Origin of the sequence: Bradyrhizobium sp. BRP19 (genome assembly GCF_020194195.1) — a bacterium.
GTDB classification, from domain to species: Bacteria; Pseudomonadota; Alphaproteobacteria; order Rhizobiales; family Xanthobacteraceae; genus Bradyrhizobium; species Bradyrhizobium yuanmingense.
The window spans coordinates 629,180-647,412 of sequence record NZ_JADYVZ010000001.1 but is presented as its reverse complement, the minus strand read 5'-3'; the positions used below and the strand labels follow the sequence as shown (position 1 = coordinate 647,412).

The 18,233-nt window shown below is 59.6% G+C and carries 16 protein-coding genes and 1 tRNA gene; 9 read left to right on the top strand and 8 right to left on the bottom strand.

Features of this window, described 5'->3' with window-relative positions; translation table 11 throughout:
• The first annotated feature begins 12 nt into the window (after positions 1 to 12).
• Both I6F36_RS03075 and I6F36_RS03070 read left to right on the top strand, forming a co-directional pair.
• Positions 13 to 675, top strand: coding sequence for a DUF4166 domain-containing protein (locus I6F36_RS03075; RefSeq protein WP_225124991.1), 663 nt, complete (start codon positions 13 to 15; stop codon positions 673 to 675).
• Positions 672 to 2,108 carry a TIGR01777 family oxidoreductase gene (locus tag I6F36_RS03070; protein ID WP_225132545.1) on the top strand — a complete coding sequence of 479 codons (1,437 nt, stop codon included), beginning with the start codon at positions 672 to 674 and terminating at the stop codon, positions 2,106 to 2,108. The genes I6F36_RS03075 and I6F36_RS03070 overlap by 4 nt, the downstream gene beginning before the upstream one ends.
• Positions 2,109 to 2,112: 4 nt before the next feature.
• Here I6F36_RS03070 and I6F36_RS03065 read toward each other — a convergent pair whose 3' ends face one another.
• Positions 2,113 to 2,967 (bottom strand): LysR substrate-binding domain-containing protein, encoded by an 855-nt coding sequence (locus I6F36_RS03065; RefSeq protein ID WP_225132544.1) that lies wholly within the window; start codon positions 2,965 to 2,967, stop codon positions 2,113 to 2,115.
• 111 nt (positions 2,968 to 3,078) lie between these two features.
• On the opposite strand from I6F36_RS03065, the gene I6F36_RS03060 reads away from it, so the two are divergent.
• Positions 3,079 to 3,501 (top strand): 4-oxalocrotonate tautomerase family protein, encoded by a 423-nt coding sequence (locus I6F36_RS03060; protein WP_036013556.1) that lies wholly within the window; start codon positions 3,079 to 3,081, stop codon positions 3,499 to 3,501.
• A 45-nt stretch (positions 3,502 to 3,546) separates the two neighbouring features.
• Here the strand turns inward: I6F36_RS03060 and I6F36_RS03055 are convergent, their stop codons facing one another.
• Complete coding sequence (locus I6F36_RS03055; RefSeq protein WP_225132543.1) at positions 3,547 to 4,260, bottom strand: DNA helicase; 714 nt, start codon at positions 4,258 to 4,260, stop codon at positions 3,547 to 3,549.
• A gap of 198 nt (positions 4,261 to 4,458) precedes the next feature.
• Complete coding sequence (gene lipB, locus I6F36_RS03050; RefSeq protein WP_225171012.1) at positions 4,459 to 5,196, bottom strand: lipoyl(octanoyl) transferase LipB; 738 nt, start codon at positions 5,194 to 5,196, stop codon at positions 4,459 to 4,461.
• A gap of 82 nt (positions 5,197 to 5,278) precedes the next feature.
• Here lipB and I6F36_RS03045 point away from each other — a divergent pair, with 82 nt between their 5' ends.
• Both I6F36_RS03045 and I6F36_RS03040 read left to right on the top strand, forming a co-directional pair.
• The gene (locus I6F36_RS03045) at positions 5,279 to 5,521 is read left to right on the top strand and encodes a FliM/FliN family flagellar motor switch protein (RefSeq protein ID WP_018647371.1); all 243 of its coding nucleotides are present in this window, start codon (positions 5,279 to 5,281) and stop codon (positions 5,519 to 5,521) included.
• Positions 5,522 to 5,699: 178 nt separating this feature from the next.
• A tRNA-Leu gene (locus I6F36_RS03040) sits at positions 5,700 to 5,784 on the top strand.
• 986 nt (positions 5,785 to 6,770) lie between these two features.
• Here I6F36_RS03040 and I6F36_RS03035 read toward each other — a convergent pair.
• Positions 6,771 to 6,986 (bottom strand): hypothetical protein, encoded by a 216-nt coding sequence (locus I6F36_RS03035; protein WP_074448160.1) that lies wholly within the window; start codon positions 6,984 to 6,986, stop codon positions 6,771 to 6,773.
• A gap of 696 nt (positions 6,987 to 7,682) precedes the next feature.
• On the opposite strand from I6F36_RS03035, the gene I6F36_RS03030 reads away from it, so the two are divergent.
• The 3 genes from I6F36_RS03030 to I6F36_RS03020 all read left to right on the top strand — a co-directional run bounded on the left by I6F36_RS03030 (position 7,683) and on the right by I6F36_RS03020 (position 10,318).
• A complete protein-coding gene (locus I6F36_RS03030; protein WP_036013565.1) occupies positions 7,683 to 7,928 on the top strand; it encodes a hypothetical protein in 246 nt (81 codons plus the stop codon).
• A gap of 283 nt (positions 7,929 to 8,211) precedes the next feature.
• The gene (locus tag I6F36_RS03025; RefSeq protein WP_225139921.1) at positions 8,212 to 9,252 is read left to right on the top strand and encodes a PqqD family peptide modification chaperone; all 1,041 of its coding nucleotides are present in this window, start codon (positions 8,212 to 8,214) and stop codon (positions 9,250 to 9,252) included.
• A 37-nt stretch (positions 9,253 to 9,289) separates the two neighbouring features.
• The gene (locus I6F36_RS03020; protein WP_225132540.1) at positions 9,290 to 10,318 is read left to right on the top strand and encodes a nucleotidyltransferase family protein; all 1,029 of its coding nucleotides are present in this window, start codon (positions 9,290 to 9,292) and stop codon (positions 10,316 to 10,318) included.
• A 146-nt stretch (positions 10,319 to 10,464) separates the two neighbouring features.
• Here the strand turns inward: I6F36_RS03020 and I6F36_RS03015 are convergent, their stop codons facing one another.
• Positions 10,465 to 10,851: an H-NS family nucleoid-associated regulatory protein gene (locus I6F36_RS03015; RefSeq protein WP_081493007.1), complete on the bottom strand. Its 387-nt coding sequence runs from the start codon at positions 10,849 to 10,851 to the stop codon at positions 10,465 to 10,467.
• A gap of 716 nt (positions 10,852 to 11,567) precedes the next feature.
• Between I6F36_RS03015 and I6F36_RS03010 the strand changes: the two genes are divergently transcribed.
• Positions 11,568 to 11,936, top strand: coding sequence for an H-NS family nucleoid-associated regulatory protein (locus I6F36_RS03010; protein ID WP_036013596.1), 369 nt, complete (start codon positions 11,568 to 11,570; stop codon positions 11,934 to 11,936).
• 62 nt (positions 11,937 to 11,998) lie between these two features.
• Here the strand turns inward: I6F36_RS03010 and I6F36_RS03005 are convergent, their stop codons facing one another.
• The 3 genes from I6F36_RS03005 to I6F36_RS02995 form a co-directional block, all read right to left on the bottom strand.
• The gene (locus I6F36_RS03005; RefSeq protein WP_036029161.1) at positions 11,999 to 13,468 is read right to left on the bottom strand and encodes an exopolysaccharide biosynthesis polyprenyl glycosylphosphotransferase; all 1,470 of its coding nucleotides are present in this window, start codon (positions 13,466 to 13,468) and stop codon (positions 11,999 to 12,001) included.
• Positions 13,469 to 13,616: 148 nt separating this feature from the next.
• Positions 13,617 to 15,629, bottom strand: a complete 2,013-nt coding sequence (locus I6F36_RS03000) for a hypothetical protein (RefSeq protein WP_225132539.1) — start codon at positions 15,627 to 15,629, stop codon at positions 13,617 to 13,619.
• Positions 15,630 to 15,707: 78 nt separating this feature from the next.
• Positions 15,708 to 18,044 carry an AAA family ATPase gene (locus I6F36_RS02995; protein WP_225132787.1) on the bottom strand — a complete coding sequence of 779 codons (2,337 nt, stop codon included), beginning with the start codon at positions 18,042 to 18,044 and terminating at the stop codon, positions 15,708 to 15,710.
• Between the last annotated feature and the right edge of the window lie 189 nt (positions 18,045 to 18,233).

The following is an 18,233-nucleotide window of genomic DNA, read 5'->3' as shown; positions in this document are numbered from 1 at the left end:
GAGGAGGTTGCGATGACGTCGGCAAGACTATCGGGCTCCAACGCATCGACCTCCGCTCACGTAAGACTGCTCGACGACCGGCGTTTCCGCACGCTGCTGTCGGACGAGGATTGGGGCCGCTTGCCGCTCGCCACCTGGCGGCGCTTCTCGAAACGCGTCGCCGACGGCGACAGTATCGTCTATGTCGGCGTGGTCGACGAGATCGCCTTCAGCGATTTCGGCTGGTGGTTTGCGCAGGCCGCACGCCTGATCGGCGGACCGTTGCCGACCGGCCGCGATATCGGTGTGCCCATGATCGTCACGGTCACCGAGGACGGCGCGACCGGCCAGACCTGGACGCGCATCTGCGCGCGCAAGCGCGGCTTTCCGCAGGTGATCCATTCCGCCAAGCGTTTCGCCGGTCCGACCGGGCTCGAGGAATATGTCGGCTTCGGCGTGTCGATGGCGCTGCGCATCGCGGTCGAGGATCAGGTACTGATCTTTCGCAGCGCCGGCTACGGCCTCCAGCTTGGACGGCTGTGGCTTCCGCTGCCGGGCTGGCTGACGCCGGGCGAGCTCATCGTGACACATCGAGATCTCGGCGAGGGCGCCTTCCGCTTCAGCTTGGATGTCACTCACCCGCGTCACGGTGCGCTGATCCATCAGTCCGTCCTGTTCAGGGAGGCCGTATCATGACGCCGCTGCTGTGGACACTCATCGCCATCCAGATCATGATGGGCGTGTTCGACACCTTCTATCACCACGAATTCACCGAGCGCCTGGCCTGGCGACCGTCGCAGCGCTTCGAGCTGAAGCTGCACGGCATCCGCAACATGCTCTATGCGCTGCTGTTCCTGGTGCTCGGCTGGCTCGAGGTTCACGGCGTGCTGGCGCTGTTGATCGTCGCGGTGCTGGTCGCCGAGATCGTCATCACCTTGATGGATTTCATCGAGGAGGACCTCAGCCGCAAGCTGCCGCCGAGCGAGCGCATCAATCACACGCTGCTTGTGATCAATTACGGCGCCATTCTGGTGCTGTTGATACCCGTGCTAATCGCCTGGGCGATGCAGCCCGTCAGCGTGATCGTCGTCTATCAGGGCCTGCTCAGCATCGCCGCGACCGCCTGCGCATTTGGCGCGGCACTGTGCGGCCTCAGGGATTTCGCGGCGGTGCGGCGGCTCGCCCGCATGCGAAGCGTGCCGGCGGCCGGACTTGTCGAACAGCTACCCGGCCGCAAGACCGTGCTGATCACAGGTGCCACCGGCTTTATCGGCAGCCGGCTTGCGGCAAGCCTCAGCGGGGCAGGACATCACGTCATTGCGCTGATCCGCAATCCCGCGAAAGCCGAGATGCTGCCGCCTCCCGTGACGCTGATCACCAGCCTCGACCAGCTCGCCGCGGACACGCCAATCGACGCCGTCGTCAATCTCGCGGGTGAGCCGATCGGCAACGGCCTGTGGACCGAAGCGAAGCGTGCGAAGATCATCGGCTCGCGCATCGACACGACCGGCGAGATCGTCAAGCTGATCGCGCGGCTCGCGCGCAAGCCCGAGGTGCTGATCAGCGGCTCGGCGATCGGCTGGTACGGCCTTTGGGCCGACCAGGTGCTGACGGAATCGGCAAAGTCGCATGCCTGCTTCAGCCACGAGCTGTGCGCGGCCTGGGAGACAACGGCGCGGCCGGCGGAGGAGCTCGGCGTGCGCGTGGTGTATTTGCGCATCGGCCTCGTGCTCGGCACGGAAGGCGGCTTCGTCACGCGCATGTTGACGCCATTCGAGTTCGGCCTCGGCGGCCCGCTCGGCACCGGGCGGCAGTGGATGTCCTGGATCGAGCGCGACGATCTGATCCGGCTGATCGCCTATCTGATCGCGACGCCGGATCTGTCGGGTCCCGTCAACGCCACGGCGCCGATCCCCGTCACCAACGCGAAATTCACCGAAGAGCTCGGCCGCCGCCTGCACCGGCCCGTCGTGTTCCGCATTCCCGGCGGCCTGCTGCGCCGGATCGGCGGCGGCTTTGCCGACGAGCTTCTGCTCGGCGGCCAGCGCGTGCTGCCGAACAAGGCGCTGAGCCGCGGCTTCGTGTTCCGCCACGAGACGTTGCGCAGTGCGTTCGAGGCGATCTTGTGAGCGTTCAGGTCGGCGCCACACTCCGAAATGTCGCCGCCACCGCACGCAGCGCCGCGAGTTTCGCAGGATCGCTGACCTTCGAATGCAGCATCACCTTCGAGCTGCCGAGCTTCGGCAGCTTGTGCGCAGGACCGATGTCCATCAGCCCGGGCGGCGCGATACGCCGCGCCAGCGGCGCGATCGCAAGCCCCGCTAGCGCGGCCGCGACCACCGCGGTGACGCCGCCGCCGACGAAGCGCTCGCGCCAGGAGATGCCGGCCTTGTCGAGCGCGCGCACGGCGACGGCGCGGACGCCACAGGGCGGGGCGAGCGTTGCGAGCGGCAACGGCTCCCCTTTCGGCAGCGTGAAGCGGCGTGCGGCGAACCAGCCGAACTCGTCCTCGGCCAATTTTTCGCCGCCGCGGCGGCTGCCTTCCTGGCGCACGATCACCGCATCGAGCTCGCCCGCATCGTAGGCATCCTGCATCTCGCGCGAGAAGCCGATGGTGACGGCGAGGGTGAGGTTGGACGACATGGCGTGCAGGCGCTCAAGTAGCGGCACCAATTCGGGGCCAGCGGCGTGATCGGAGATGCCGAGCGAGAGCGACTGCGCGGCCGGCGCGTCGCCCGACAGCGCGAGATCGTGTGCCGTCATCAACGCGCGGGCGCGATCGAGGAACGCGGCGCCATCGGCGGTAAGGCGGACTGCGCGCGGCGAGCGCTCGACGAGGCGCTTGTCCAGCAATGTCTCCAGCCGCTGCAGCTTGAGACTGACGGCGGCCTGCGTCGTGCCGAGCGCTTCGGCGGCGCGGGTGAAGCTCTGAAGGTCGGCGACCAGAAGGAAGGCCTGGACGGTGGCGATGTCGAGTGTGGCTGTCATTACAAATCGTTATCATTGGTATCAGTCGTGATAAGATACCAAAATGATGGCGGCAGGTCTAGTTTCTTACCGACGCCGCACGCATTGCGCGGCATATCGAGGAGAACGACGATGCCCCTGATCACCGTGTCCTACACCACGTCTCGCCAGTCCCCCTCGCTGAAGGCCGATATCGCGAGCGCGGTGTCCGAGCTGACCGCAAGTATCCTGCACAAGGACCCCAAGGTCACCGCCATCATCGTGAAGTCCGTGGATGCGGGCGACTGGTTCGCCGGCGGCGAGTCGCTCGCCGAGCAGAAGCTCGCCAGCTACTGGATCGACATCCACGTCACCGAGGGCACGAACACCAAGGACGAGAAGGCGGCCTATCTCGCCGCCATGTTCAAGCGCATGGCCGAGATCCTGGGGCCGCTGCATCCCGAGACCTACCTGCATGTCGACGAGGTCAAGGGCGATGCCTACGGCTTTGGCGGCCTGTCTCAGGAGCGGCGCTACATCGCCGGCAAGCTCGAGGTCTCGCTGCAGGCGGCGTGATGCGAGAGGCCGCGGGTGAGCCATCTCACCCGCGGCCCGAAGCCATCAGCTCGCTGCGCGGAACTGCACTTCGGCGTTGTTGATGAAGCATGTCTTGTCGAACAGCTTCAGGTCCAGCGGGTTCGGCAAGCGGACATCGCTGAGATCGGGGCAGGGCTTGGCTGCGGGATCATAGGATCGATCGATCTGCGAGATGAAGACGACGATCAGCCCCGTGTCGCGCGCGAACGACTTCAGCGCGCGCACCTGCACCGTCAGGTCGGGGTTTTCCCGCCTCTGATCGAGCAACTGCAGGTAGTCGATCACGACGAAGGTGCCGCGCGGCGCCGCTGCCATCTGCTTGACGACGTAATCGGCGCTGATCCCGTCGGAGCAATCCACCTCGAACAGCTTGTCGAACTGTGCCGGCTCCACGCCGATGACCCGCAGACGCTCCAGCACATCCTTCTCGGTATATTCGAGCGAGAAGAATGCGGCGCGATGGCCGGACTTCATGGCTTCGACGGCAAGTCCGAGGCTCATCAACGTCTTGCCCTGGCCGGGACGCGCCCCGACCAGCACCAAATCGCCCGGACGGAATTGCGCGAACAGTTTGCCCGCGGGACTCAGTGCGGCTGCTTTGGCCGCAAGCATGCTCCAGGCGGAAAACCCTTCGCTCGCAGCGACGCGGTCAAGCGCGTCGTGGAGCGGAAGGCCGGCCTCGCGAGACAGGCGCCTGGCCTTGCGCTTCAGATGGTAGATGGGCGCAGACAGTTTCATCGTCAAAACCTCCCATTGCGAGCATGGATCGCAACCCCTCCTTATGCCTGGCGCTCGAACAGTCGGCCGATGATCAACTCGCCCGGCATGAAGTCTGCTTTCCCGGCGGAGGGGGGAGGCGTGGGCGGCACCGAAATGAAGCGTAGCTGATTCCGCGACGGGCGGAGAGCGGCGCGGTCGGCTCAAACAGAAAAAGTATTAGACTGCCGCTTCCGGCAGCAGTGCGCGGGTCGGCCCGAACAGCTCCTCGAACGCCTGCCGGAGCGCAATATCGACATCGGCCATGGTCACGAGCTGGCCGAGATCGACCAGCGAGGTGACGCCGTAGCGGGGATCGACGACACCGCAGGGCACGATGCCGGCGAAATGCGACAGCTCCGGCTCGACATTGATGGCGATGCCGTGAAACGAGACCCAGCGCTTCAGCCGGACGCCGATCGCCGCGATCTTGTCTTCGTGCTCGGGTCCCTTGTCGGGCCGCCTGACCCAGACGCCGACCCGGTCCTCGCGCCGCTCGCCGCGGACGTTGAAGGCGGCGAGCGTCTTCAGGATCAGCTCTTCCAGGCTCGCGACATAGGCCCGCACGTCCGGCCGGCGGCGCTTGAGGTCGAGCATGACGTAGGCCACGCGCTGGCCGGGTCCGTGATAGGTGAGCTGCCCGCCGCGCCCTGTCGCGAAGGTCGGGAATCGGGAATCGAGCAGGTCCGATTCCTTGCCCGAGGTGCCGGAGGTGTAGAGCGGGGGATGTTCCAGCAGCCAGACCAGTTCAGGGGCCTCGCCCGCGGCGATCGCCGCGACACGCGCCTCCATGGCGGCCACGGCCTCCGGATAGGGTACCGGGGCGTCCGAAATCCGCCATTCGACGACTTCGCCGCCTGCGGCGGAAAACGACGTCAAATCGAGGTCTTGGCGGTGGCTTTCAGGGGAATTAACCATTGGCTAACCATATCGTGGTGATCATCACGGGAGCAAATGCCAAGTCCTTGGCCTAAGTCCCTTAGTTGCGGCGGTCCTGACAGTGCCCACTCTCGATAAAGTCACCGTGGATCTCATGGTCGTCCTCGGGACGACCACCATGCCGATCCATCAGGTATTACGTCTTTCCCGCGGCGCCATCATCGAGCTCGACGCAACCGAAGCCGACGAGGTCAAGGTGCTCGCCAATAATCTGCCGGTCGCCTCGGGGGTCGTGCTGGTCGACCGCAACCGAATCGCGGTCGAGGTCAAGCAGATGCTGCCGCGCTCGCCGGGGACGCGGTAACGGCCTGCGCCGGCAGTGGCGGCCAGGGGTACCCGATAGGGCCGATCCGGGCGGGTGAGAATTTCCTGCCAAGCATGTGGAATTGAGGGTCTTTGCAGGCTTGTATCCCCCTGATGGATTTGTTAGATCGGCGGCCGCTGATCCGGCCACCCGAACGACCTCAGGCCGGCATCTCCTAGCGCTCGTGGCGGAACTGGTAGACGCGCTGCCTTGAGGTGGCAGTGGGTAACACCGTGGGGGTTCGAGTCCCTCCGAGCGCACCACAATTTGCAAATCGCTGGCGGGTTGCCCACCGTGGCGGTGAATACGAGTGTGCAAGAGCCGTCGAAAGTGAACGCAAGCTCACTGTGTGGCTTGCTCGTTGCCTTCAAGATTTCACCCCCATCCTAAGTAATGATGAGTTTCAGCGGAGAGCTGGCCGCAATGACCTCACGCCTGTCGGGCACGTTGCGGACGATTGGGGGCGGGGTAATCCGGGAAAATGCCTGGCATGCTCAGTTGCCGACGCTGCTGTTGAGCTCGCCAAACAAAGCGGCGGATCGCGTCCACGTTCTTCGTCATCGAGTAGAGGTTGCACACGTTCAGGTCTCGGGAGGTGCCTGGCGAGGACGGTTGTCAGTTGCGGGTTTGGCATGCGCCAGCTCGCGGGTCGGTCAGACATACCCAGCTAGAACATAATGGGAACGAAAGAGGCGATACGGTCGCTCGTTATCGTTCTCCTCGCCCGTTGGGCATCGATGAAGCGGTCCTACACTAACGGGGATCCAGAAGAGCGCTTGCAATTCCATGCTGGCCTTCAACTCCAGGGAGCATAGTCGTCACAATTGCCCCTGAACTGCGGATGCCTTGCGTGCGATGTCTCATGCTCGGCGGCCTCGGGCGCGCGATGCCGACGATGATCGTCGTCTTTGTCCCGAGCGCCGTGCTTCCGCCCTTCTTACTCTCTCGCGGAGCCGCCTCAATTGGGCCAGCAGGCTGACGAGCTCGATTCTTGTGTCACGCAGAACAGCCAGGCTGGAAATCCCACTACTCACTACAACACCCCCAAACAGGCCTTTGCCGAATTCGTGACGGAAGCTCGGATTTGTGGCGACGTGCCAACAACGTCTAAGCGATGGCCACCGGGGGCGTCGGTTCGTTTTACGACAATGCGCGAAAATATTCTAAATGGTTGCAATGCATTGCAACAGCAACGCGCTATCGGAAGGGGAATATCAACACACTCTCCGAAGCGCGCGCGTCATTTGCATCAGCACGTTGGCGCTGTACGAGCTACCTCTACTGTTCTGACGATCGGCTCCTCGACCCAGGCCTCGCGGGCAAACCAGTTGTGATTGGCCCGACAGTCCGGACAAAGAGTATTGCCGAAAAACACGATGCTTCGCAGGAAAGTCTCACGATCGGATTTGATGCCGGTCGGAATCGCGCGGCCGGATTGCGGACACTTGACCATGATCATGCCCATACGAGCCTCCCTGAAACACGTATTTGTCGAGAAAAAGGGCCGGCCGGCTGGAGTGCGCTCTCGTCGGTGCGGGTGACTTGGGGGGCATCGCACCTGGGGTCGTTGTTCGAGCAAAAGGGCAGCTTGCTCGTGACGACGCTTCTCCAACCGACCGGATTCCTGCTTGGCGAATTCTTGGGATAGCTGCGGGCTTTCGCCGCAACTCTGAATAATGTCCGACCTCAACCGAACGCTTCTGGGAGGCGCCTAATAACCGTCATGTCGAAATACCCGCGACTTCGTGTCGAACGTTCCCCCTGCGACAAAACCATCAATTTCCTCTCGACGGACAGATCAGCCAACCGCATCACTGGTGTCACTCCCCTCGGTGCAGTCAATTAACTATTCTCTTTTTTATTATTTGTGCAAATTAAAACTCGCCTTGTCGGTCTGATTTACGACTCTCGGCTGATTTATTTTTTTCGCGGCGCGATGCATTACCGAAAAACGTCAGTCCCTTTTCTCGTAGGCTTCTGCAGGCCACCATTCTCAAGTCGGTTCGGCACGTGGTTGCGCTTTGTCACGGTATTGAATGCTCGCCCGAGGTTCAAATATGAAACAAATTTTGATTATAAGCAAAATCTGCAAATCTCGTTGGTTAATTGCTGCCGATCACGTAAGGTACACTCGTCCAGGTTTCTTCGGCTGGAGGAGACAATGTGGGAATTAATTCTTAACGAGTACAACCTCACCTCGGAGACGCTGCAGCTGGCTCAGATGCGCGCAGAATTGGTCAGCATTGGCGAGAAGGAACGCATTCTAAGAGAACGGAGTGCCGATCGCGAAGCTTATCGGTACCTATTGGATGCTCATCGGTCGATCGCCAGGCCGAGCCTCATGGGAGAGCAGGGGTTGAACATTTCTCCTCAAGACGGGGGCAAGGACGGTCAGCTCGCGGCATGACCAGCCGGATTGACATGTCCAAACGAGCCGGACCGGTGGCGTGTGTTCGGGTGAACGAAATCGCAGGCGCCGCAGACCGGGCTAGATTGAGTCTCGCAGGTGGCGGCAGGTCCGCTTGTCCGGTGCCGCGACAACATCGCATCCCGGAGGCTGTCGCCGCCTCGCCGGTACAGGCGAGGCAGAATGGTTCACATTGGTGGAAGCCGTGCTGGAAAGATCGTCGGCGGAGATAGTATTGAGACCGGCTCCAGATGCAGTATTCGCGCTGTTGGATGGTCGACCAATGATCTTCAGCGAAGCGGGGCAGAAGATTTTTGAACTCGACCGAGTAGGGGCATTCATCTGGTGCAAGTTAGGGGAAGGCTCCTCGCTTGGAGACATTTATCGGGGGCTTGCGGCGCAAGGCATTGACGAGCACACGGCACGCCAGTTCACGCGACAGGTCGTAGATGTCTGGGTCGATCGAGCGTTGCTCGAAGTCGATTGGCGAATGCCGACCGATTGCGCCTTCTCAGCTCATCTGGGTCGCCACAGAATAGACATCCGGGCTGCAAATCCGGACCTCTTGAGGCGGCTGCTGTCGCCATTCAGTGTGTCGGACCAGAGTGCCGGCGGCGACGGCGACATCGCGATCGAGGCAATGATGCTGGATGAACAAGTGTTCTTGCGCGCAGAAGATTCCAGCATTTCCAGATGCGAAGTCGATGCACTAGCCCCTACGATCAAAGCTCACGTCACCGAGCGGCTTATTCGAAACATTCGCTGGGTGTTCTCCCTTCATGCCGCTTCTCTCGTGAACGACGGCATGGGCCTGTTGTTATGCGGCCATCCGGGAGCAGGAAAGTCTACCCTCACATTGCAGCTGGTGGACGCCGGATTTCGGTACGCTGGCGATGACGTCGCGCTGGTTGGCGGTGACGGAACGATCTGCGGAGTACCGTTTGCGCTCACCCTCAAGGAAGGATCGTGGGACTTGCTCTCGCGACTACATGGCGACCGCTACGATGCGACGCATTGCCGCTCCGACGGCGTTCGGGTGCGGTACGTACCCATTCCTGATGCGCAGAACGAAAGCTTCTCCGCAGGCTGGATCATCTTCTTGAACCGGGTCGCGAGCGGTCCGACCGAACTAACCGAAATAGATCGTTTGGATTCGATGAGGCGGCTCATCGAGCACGCATTCGCCAGCGATGGTAGACTGTCGCAGACTGGCTTTCTTGCTTTAAGACGGATTGTCGCGGGTGCGCAATCGCTTCAACTCACCTACTGCGAGGCCGGAGAGGCTCGGCGCCTGCTTGTGGATCTGTGCAATGGCAAGGCATAGCAGCGCGGTCAGGAGCCTCTGCAATTGCTTGCGAGGCATGCCGCCTGTCGACATAGAGTGGACCTCAGTCATCGGGCTCGCAAATCAGACCCTGACGACGCCGGCGCTCATCGACTTTGTCGACAAATTCGCGTCGGTGCTGCCGGAGGACGTCTGCGCCTATATTCGCCATATCCACCGCCGAAACGGGCTGCGCAATAACCGCCTCGTCGCTCAACTCGAAGAGGCCGTCGTTGCGCTGAACGGTCATGGCATTACGCCGGTCCTACTCAAGGGGGCTTCGACACTGGCGACCGCGCCCGAGGCGCGAAGAGGTGTTCGGATAATGTCCGATCTGGATATCATGGTCATGCCGGACGAGGCCAGAACGGCAGTCGCCGCGCTATCTGGAATTGGTTACGATATCCATAACCAAACCCCTCCCGAAAGCCATAGATGGTATGCCGATCTGAATCGCCCCCAGGATGTCGGGTCGATCGACCTGCAGCAGGCAGCTCCAGGTCCTGCGTACCTCTACCAGAACTTCGGGCATGCGCTGAACCATTGTATTCCTGCGCCGCTCGGACGGGCGCGCGTATATATCCCCACGCCAACCTTCCAAGCGCTGATGTTGATCATCCATGATCAGTTTCAAGACTATGGTTATTGGCTCGGCGACCTCGACCTGCGGCACCTTGTTGAATTGCGCGACCTAAGCCATTCAGCCGAGCCTGTCGATTGGGAGAAGCTTACCTCTCGTGTCTCGGGCGACTTGATGAAGAACGCGGTTGAAACCCAGCTGATCGCCGTTGCCGAGCTGCTTGGCGTCGATATTCCACAGGCGTTGCGCTCCCGACTGATTCCTCGCCTGCAGTTCATGCGTCAGTTGATGCAAGCACGCTTTCCGGCTACGCGCGTGCCTCTCCTGGCGATGAGCCTTCTGGACTTCAGAAACTACCGCAGAGAGGCAACTATCGTCTCGACAAAAACAGGGGCGAACCGACGGGGATTGTGGACTGTGCCAAGAGCTAGCACCTTACGACTTCTTTTGAACGCGACGACCGCAGCTCGTGCGGGCAAGGTCTAAGGCCAGCGAACGTCATCGCTTTCGCGATTGAGGCGTCGGTTGGCCAAGCGGGTTTTCGATCCGCCGCCTGTTCGAGGTGGAATTCGCCGCTCGGGACGCACGGTGGAAATTCCCAGCTCAATGCGGTGTGTCCGACTTTCGCGCATCTAGGAATGCTCTCGACCACCAGCATTCCGTTCGGACGATTCACCGTTCTCGGGGATCTTGAACTCCTCGAGCGTGTGGCCCGATTGCAGGGCGGCAACGAGCCAGCGGGGCTGCTTACCACGTCCGGACCAAGTCTCTGTTGGCTGAAGCGGATTGAAGTATTTCGGCACGACCTTCGGGTATTTGCGACGAGGCGGCTGGCCTGTTCCCGCCTCAGTCGCCCCGCTTTCAGCTCCGCCGAGTTGATCCGGCTGGTTGAGCTGCGCAAGACGCTTTTCTAGCTCTCGCTTTTCGGCGGTGATCTTTTCGGCGAGAATCTTTGTCAGCTCCTCGTGAAGGAGCCAAAGTTCCTCAAAATCCATGGCTTCGAGATCTTGCCTTCGCATTAGCATTTCTCGACACCGTTCGACTGACCCGTCGTCATCCAGCCATTCTTCGTCCGAGTGACAAATGAATGTTTGACCAAATCAGTGCTCAAATTGACCATGCAATAAATCTATTATATATTATTTAATAATTAATGCGACGATTATTTTATTAATTGATCTTGGTGACAAAGAATCTTGCGAAGATGCGTAGAGGAGGCATGGTTTGATCGAGTATCCTCTTGAACGTCTTCAGGATTCAGTCGGCCGGTTTGCGGCTCCGTCGACCGTGTTGTCCGATATCCGGGCCCTGAGCTTCCAAATCGAGCTCAGACGGCGCGCGCTGAAGGATATTGGGATTATTAGCTGCCGTTTGCGTCTCTGGGGAGGCCGCAAGGCGGTAGGCCAACCGAGGCTTAACAAAAGCAGTCCGGCGCGTCAGCATCTAATGCTGCGTCGTGGCAGGTCCCTGACGGGATCGGCTCATATGCCATCTCTGATGGGGCTTGAGCAGTTCCCGCGCGGTGATTAAGCAAATAGATGTGCGCATCTCCTGTACGCGGTTAAATTGTGCGGATCGCTCATTTTCCCGGCTTGATTATTAACGTGGACCCAGTTATCTGGAGCGCCAGTTCCAGTTCGGTTCCAAACATTCTTCTGGGATAATCGGGCTCTCTGTCTTGATTAATATATCGACAGAGGCAATATTGGGTTGGGCGCAACTACACGGTGAGATCATGGCGGCTAAGAAACTTGAGTTAGAAGCGATGTCCCTTGACGATCTCTGGTCGCTTCATGAGGAAATCAGCGGGATCCTGTCTGACCGGATCAAGGCGGAAAAGAACGAGCTGGAAAAGCGCTTAGCGGCACTTGGGGGCGGGATGGCTGTTTTGGCGGATTCGAGCCCGGCAGGCGCGTCTTCGACCGGCAAGCCGAGACGCAAATATCCTCGGGTGCTGCCGAAATATCGGAATCCGCAGACGGCCGAGACCTGGTCGGGACGTGGTAAGCGGCCGCGCTGGTTGGTTGCCGCAATGAAGTCTGGCCGGAGAATTGAAGAGTTTCGCATTGGCGAAGCAAGTCCGAAGCTTCGCCAGCGCGCGTGACTAATCGGTAATTGGCAGGAGTGTAAGGGCCAATAAGAGGCGCTACTCGCATGATCTGTGCTCTAGTAGGCATTGCGCCCTCGCAAGACCTCTACCGGAGTTCGCAGGAGGATTGCGAGATCCAACCCAAGACTCCAGTTGTCGATGTACCAGAGATCATATTGGACACGTGTTTCGACCATGACTGCTGTGGGAGTGGCGCCCCGGCAGCCATGGACTTGAGCCCAGCCAGTCAATCCCGGCCTGACCCGGTGCCGAAGCGCGTAGTTTCGCACAAGCTTGTCAAATTCACTGTCGTGAGCCACGGCGTGAGGACGCGGGCCCACGAGCGACATGCTGCCATCGAGAACGTTTAGCAGTTGCGGCAATTCATCGAAGCTCATTCGGCGCAGCCATTTGCCGACGCGGGTAACGCGTCGATCGGCGCGGTTGGCCTGAAGGATTACGGGCCCGTCCTCGAGCACACGCATGGTCCGGAATTTACGGATCAAGAAGATTCGGCCGTTAAAGCCACAGCGTTGCTGCCGAAAGAATACAGGACCCGGGGAATCTAACTTGATCGCCACCGCGGTGAGCGCAAGCAGCGGGGCGAGCATCACCAATGCGAGGCCCGCACCGATAACGTCAATCGTCCGCTTGATCGCGCACTCCAGCGGTGTGAGGGGGCCACGCTGGAGCTCTACACAAACGGCGCTTCCAAGACTCCGCTTGGGGTGTCGAAGCAATTCGGATGTCGTGCCAACGGGCACGAATATAATCGGGAAGGGCAAAACGCGCAGATCGGCAACAAAGGCTCGCAGTTCGGGCCATCGCTCCGGTTCAGCTTCCACCACCACCTGATCAAGATGGCAAGTGCGGATGTAGTCGATGACGCGCGTCGTGAGCCGCCTTCGGCAGGCAGGACCGAAGCCTAACGGAGGCAAGCTGAACCGTTTCTTGACGAGATACCCGTGCATCGACAAGGTCTCGGACAATCCCACGTTCTTCGCCAATGGTTGATCGCTGATCAGAACAATGTTTGTAGTGGCGAACCTCCTGCCGCTCAGGGCCCTTCCGAGAAGCACCTTGACTCCCCACCGTTCGCCCAAAAGTAAGCTCAGGCTCAAGACCGCGAAGAGCAGGCCTGGGTGCTGAGAGGTCTCCGGGCGAATTGCGAAGCCGTACACCGCCAAGATGAAAAGTACTGAAGACATCCAAGCTAAACAGACCGCGCGCATCTGGTTTCGGAGGACGAGGAGCTCAACCGGCTGATAAAGGCCGTAGGTCTTCAGCAGGCAAACGAGACAAGCTGCGCTAACCAGCGCCAAGCCAAGGGCGTTGGCCAAGTTGGCCGCGGCTTGCCCATACTGAGCTTGGTAAAGCAATGTAGAGACGAGACTGGCGAACAGAATAGTCGCAACATCAGCACCGAGCACCACGTGCTCGATCGCGTCATAACGGAGGGGCCATTTGGGCTCGCGGAATACCGTCGGTTCGGGACTGAGGCGATCCGTAACCTCCCGATCGGGGAAATGTCGGTTCACGAAATTCATGTGCCGGGGGCTCTGCGATTTAATATTTAATTATTTATTAATTAATCGCGCTTATCAAGCAAAAACCCGGGTTCCGCAAATTTAATGGCGTGCGCCCCTTTGTCGCCGATCTGCGATCGTGGCGTGGGCTGAGGCGCGGCTCTTGAGGTTATCGAGAACCCCTTTGCGAACTCTGCGCGTGCACCTGGTCGAGGAACGTCGGATCGAGTTCCGAAATCAGGCCTTCGAAATAGATCTTACCATCAGCCGAGGCTGACCGGTACGCGGTCACAAGGGCTGGCTTGAGGGCAGGGCGATGCCTAACGACGAGGCTGACGTCCCGTTTGATCAATTCCCGCAGGTCGGGCTCCCGCACCATGACATCTGCGGCGAGTGCGACCGATACGCGCAACGGAAGCAGGTCCAAATCATTCGGCGCAGTATAGTATGACATTCTGAGCATCGCTGCCGTGTTGGGCTGGGGCGAACTGTGCTTCGACGTCGCCGCGAGCAAGAGCCAAATGTCGCCGCGGAGTGGCGAAGAGCGCAATGCACGGGCAAACTCGTCCGAAGTCATGGGAGGAGCTGTCCTTTGTTCGTCGGCAGCCAGAGCTGAATCCCGGTTGAATGTTGATTCCCCTCGGATCAACAAATCTTTGCGCGTTGCCGCAAGGGAAATCGTCTTCGACATCGCGCTCGGCCCTGCTGCTGCAGTCGACAGAACTGCCGGCAAAGACGATCTTGCACCGAGATACCGCTCAGGAAGGGCCATCCACGCTGCCTCCACGATCAGCACAATACCAAGTACCATCAGGCTAACGCGGGGCCAAATGGCGACTACCGTTGGGGTCAACGTTCGGCGAGGCGCAGGTGCTTGAACTGCAATCTGGTCAGACGTCGCTTTCGGCTCAGAAGATATGGCGTCACGTCCTGCGTCGGAGAGGCTTTGACCGAACGCCAGCCCAAAAAGCGCAGCGACCAGAAGCGATGCTCCTAAACCCAGAATACCATGATCGGAAAACGCGAGTATCGTCACTGCAATCAATGCACCGGCGCCCAGCGCTGGGAAGACGTAATCGTAAGCACGCGACAGAGCACGTCTGATCAGCACAGAAGCGCAGAGCAAGGCAGCAACCACGACCGCGCAGAGAAAAGCCCACCCCATGTCTATAACGATCGTGGCGGCGGCGGTTGGTCTTTCCGGCGAGTCGCCAACTCCGGCGTCCTGATAAATCGGCAAAAGTACCGTCGAAGCACCCGCACCGGATCCTGCCGGCGCGACGTCCTGCAGCATCCGTTCTGTCGCGGCCTGACTTCTCATTGACAAGACGATCGTCAGATCGGTGTTCGTTCTGAAGGGAATGACCGTAGCCGTGGCAATGAAGACAATCGTGGCAGTCGCAAGGACGCCAGCGGTACCCCACAATCCCGGGAACCACCTGCGAACCGCGAACACCGAGAGCAAGATTTCTGAGCCGAGGAGGGCCGAGACGAGTGCAGTTGAGTTGCCCCGAATGAGCAGCGCCGCCATACAGACAATCAATGCGATGGTCGCGACGGACAACGCAGGGAGAGGGCCTAGCGCAATTGTTCCTGGCCGACTGCGTCGGAGTATTTGATCGACCGCACGAATTGCCGTTGCGCAGGAGAGCAACACACCGAGCACCGCGACGGTTGAGCCATCGGGCCCAGCCACACCGGTTATTTCCCTCCCGAACCACAAGGCGGTAACGATTGTGGCTATCGACAGCAGAATATGTAGCAGTCGCGCTGCGCGATGTCGGTCAAGCGCGATGACTGCTGCAGTGAGACCTGCAGCAAGCACGGCGCAATACTGCACGAGCGAGAACATGGTCGCCGTGGTGTCGACTGTGATTTTTTCGGCGAGGGGCTCGTTTAAGGTCGCCGATGCAGTAGCCCAAATGGGATTGCCGAGTTTGCCAATCGGCATCGGCACCGCCTGCAAAGCCATCCAGAGCGCCGGAGCCGCGAGTACAACGACGAGACTAGGACGGAGCAGTTTAGCAAGCCCGAGGGAGGAGGGAGGTAGAAAGATCGCGACCGTTAGCGCCGCTGTTGCGAGTACGACCGATATCAATACCCAGGCCTGCAGGCTTTCTGGCATTGCAAACGCCGCGGCAATCGCCACCAACTCGGCCAATATGACAAGCCGGACCATCATGTGAACACCCGTGGTATTGTGCGGTCACTCCGCTGGTCCCTCAGGCCAGCTAAAGGGGCAGGCCGCTATGAGCGAGCCTCAAGAGCCAGAAAGACCATAACGGATGTAATGGCTATCATGGTAATAGTAGCTCCGATGACCGTCATATCGAGCCATCGCCTTGGTATCGGTCTTGCTGAGAACTGCCCCAATCAGAGATTCGTGAACGTTTGGTGCCGTGTGCAGTGCGTGTTGCACGACATCAATCTTGGTCCGGCCCCATTCAACAACGAGAATGTAGCAGTCAATCAGGGATGAAGTGGCTCGAACATCCACCAACGGCGTCAAGGGCGGAAGGTCGACGATGATGTAGTCATACTCGGCTCGTAAACGGTCGAAGAGTTTGCTTATCGAGTCCGCGCAAAGAATTTCGCTGGTGTGGAGCAAAGGTCCGCGACGCACGGCGGGCAGAAATGCAAGATTGGTCGTCGGGTCCCTCCAGACAGCTTCGGCGAGCGACCGGCTACCGTTTGCTACTTCGATGATCCCGCAGGCCGCCTTGGGCGCGAAGATGCCGGTTAGTGACGGATTCCTGAGGTCGCAATCGACGATGATAGCTCTTTTGCCGGTGTGCCCGATCAACTGTGCGAGCGAGGCTGCAATCGTGGTCTTCCCCTCATTCGGTAACGCAGAGGTAATGCCGACGACCTGGGAAGAGATTTTCGCCGGGTTGTGGTCGATCGCTAGCTTGATGGAACGAATGGCCTCCGTATATCGAGATAGTGGCATCCCGACCACGGTCTGATGAATTGCGGTTGGAGACGAGGCTATCCGTCGCTGAACATCATCATCGGTCTTCTGAAGGCGGATTGGTGGTTTGGGAGATTTGCGGGCCGGCAACAACGGGACCAAAGATAGACAAGGCAACTCCAGTACGGTTTCCACCTGTGAAGAGGTCCGAAAGACGCGGTCCATGAGGTCTCTGAGGAGCGCCAAGCCGATGCCCAGCGCGAGACCGCCGAGAATGCCAAACGCCAGGATCAACCTTGCTTTCGGCTTGCTCTTGCTCGCCGGCGGCGAAGCCGGAAAAAGTACCCGCGTATCCGAGGTGGGAAACGTCTCCTGCTGTGTAGAGCCCATGTAGCGCTGAAGGAAGGTCTCGTACAAGCTATGCAGGCCCTTTGCCTTGCTTTCCAAGTCCTTGATGGTCAGCTCAGCAGAATTGACCGAACGGGATTGCGAAACGGCTTTGGATAATTGCTTTTCGATCTCTTCCTGGCGCTGTTTGGCCAGTTCGAATTCGCTTCGGCTGACCTCGGCAAGTCTCTTGACCTCGTCAAAAATGGAGACGCGGAACTCTCGCGCGCGGTTCCGGATATTGACGACTGCCAAGTGGTCACGACCGACCCTCGCGGCCAACTCGGCCTCCCGTCTGGTGAGCTCCAGATATTGCTGGCGTAGCCCGGTAATAATCTGGCTGTTAAGCGCATCCGTTCCAATAGCATCCAGATTGTCTATCGAGGACGGCTTTTTCGGGTCGACGGCAAGGAGAGTTTCATAACGAGCCAACTTGGCGGTGGCTTCAGATGTCTGAGCACGTGCGGCGGCCAATCGATTGTTGATCTCCGTGATCTGCTGCTCGTCGATGGGCTTTCCACCCAGAGAAACAATGTTGTTCTGAGCCTTGTAGACGTCGACGGCACGTTGCGCGGCGAGGGCTTGGTCCCCCAGATCACGTAGCCTCTCCTGCAGCCAACTGGTTGCCTTGCGATTGGCGTCGAATTTTGCATTGAGCTGGTCTGCAACATAAGTGTCGGCTATCGCATTCACGATCTCCGCGGCCCGAGCTGCGTTGCTCGAGCTGTAGCTGATCTCAATGACCCGGCTGTACCCGACACGTCCAGCGGAAAGCCGACTGAGAAATGCGTCTACGAGAGTGTCCGATGGTTCGCCATTCGTCTCGGGTGGCGCATCCTTCTTCGATCTAGTCGAGGGCCATGGCCAAATTCGTTGCCAGAGCGCCTGCAAAGAGAGGCCGGATGCACTAAAGTCCGGATCCTCGGCCAGTTTCAACTTGTCAATTACTGCAACCGCATTGGCCTTTGATCTCAGGAGCTGAAGCTGTGTCTCGATTTGACTGAGATCGAAGGCCGGCTCGGCGAGGAGTGATTGCTGCTGGACAAATTGAGGCCTGGGATTGGCCAAAAGGATCTGAACCTGCGCCGTATAGGTTGGGGAAGCCACACGGAGATAGAGCAAGCTGGCCGCAGTGGCGAGTACGGCGGTAACAAGGATTACGAGATACTGACGCCGTAGAAGCCCGATGCCGAAATTGATGACGTCGGTGATCCCTCCACCGTCCGCCTGGGCGGGTTGAGCCGGTCCGTTCACCGGCAGCCGCATTCTATCCGCATGTTGAAGATTGTTCTGAAGCATCACGTACCTGTCCGACGATTGGTCACATTGCGCCCGCCCGCCCGCAGGCGGCATTTAAAGCGATCTGCGAGATGGTATGAAATTATATACCTTATAAAAACCTGCTTGCCAAATTAAATAGACAATATATTAATCGAAGCGGAGATGAAAAATGCAGGTGTGGCGGTTTTGCTCAAAGGGCGTTTGCTA

Coding starts and splice junctions, on each gene's coding strand:
- I6F36_RS03035 (WP_074448160.1), bottom strand. CDS start 6,986: ATGGGCATGATCATGGTCAAGTGTCCGCAATCCGGCCGCGCGATTCCG.
- I6F36_RS03030 (WP_036013565.1), top strand. CDS start 7,683: ATGTGGGAATTAATTCTTAACGAGTACAACCTCACCTCGGAGACGCTG.
- I6F36_RS03025 (WP_225139921.1), top strand. CDS start 8,212: ATGATCTTCAGCGAAGCGGGGCAGAAGATTTTTGAACTCGACCGAGTA.
- lipB (WP_225171012.1), bottom strand. CDS start 5,196: ATGGTTAATTCCCCTGAAAGCCACCGCCAAGACCTCGATTTGACGTCG.
- I6F36_RS03010 (WP_036013596.1), top strand. CDS start 11,568: ATGGCGGCTAAGAAACTTGAGTTAGAAGCGATGTCCCTTGACGATCTC.
- I6F36_RS03060 (WP_036013556.1), top strand. CDS start 3,079: ATGCCCCTGATCACCGTGTCCTACACCACGTCTCGCCAGTCCCCCTCG.
- I6F36_RS02995 (WP_225132787.1), bottom strand. CDS start 18,044: ATGCTTCAGAACAATCTTCAACATGCGGATAGAATGCGGCTGCCGGTG.
- I6F36_RS03000 (WP_225132539.1), bottom strand. CDS start 15,629: ATGATGGTCCGGCTTGTCATATTGGCCGAGTTGGTGGCGATTGCCGCG.
- I6F36_RS03055 (WP_225132543.1), bottom strand. CDS start 4,260: ATGAAACTGTCTGCGCCCATCTACCATCTGAAGCGCAAGGCCAGGCGC.
- I6F36_RS03075 (WP_225124991.1), top strand. CDS start 13: ATGACGTCGGCAAGACTATCGGGCTCCAACGCATCGACCTCCGCTCAC.
- I6F36_RS03015 (WP_081493007.1), bottom strand. CDS start 10,851: ATGCGAAGGCAAGATCTCGAAGCCATGGATTTTGAGGAACTTTGGCTC.
- I6F36_RS03070 (WP_225132545.1), top strand. CDS start 672: ATGACGCCGCTGCTGTGGACACTCATCGCCATCCAGATCATGATGGGC.
- I6F36_RS03020 (WP_225132540.1), top strand. CDS start 9,290: ATGCCGCCTGTCGACATAGAGTGGACCTCAGTCATCGGGCTCGCAAAT.
- I6F36_RS03005 (WP_036029161.1), bottom strand. CDS start 13,468: ATGAATTTCGTGAACCGACATTTCCCCGATCGGGAGGTTACGGATCGC.
- I6F36_RS03065 (WP_225132544.1), bottom strand. CDS start 2,967: ATGACAGCCACACTCGACATCGCCACCGTCCAGGCCTTCCTTCTGGTC.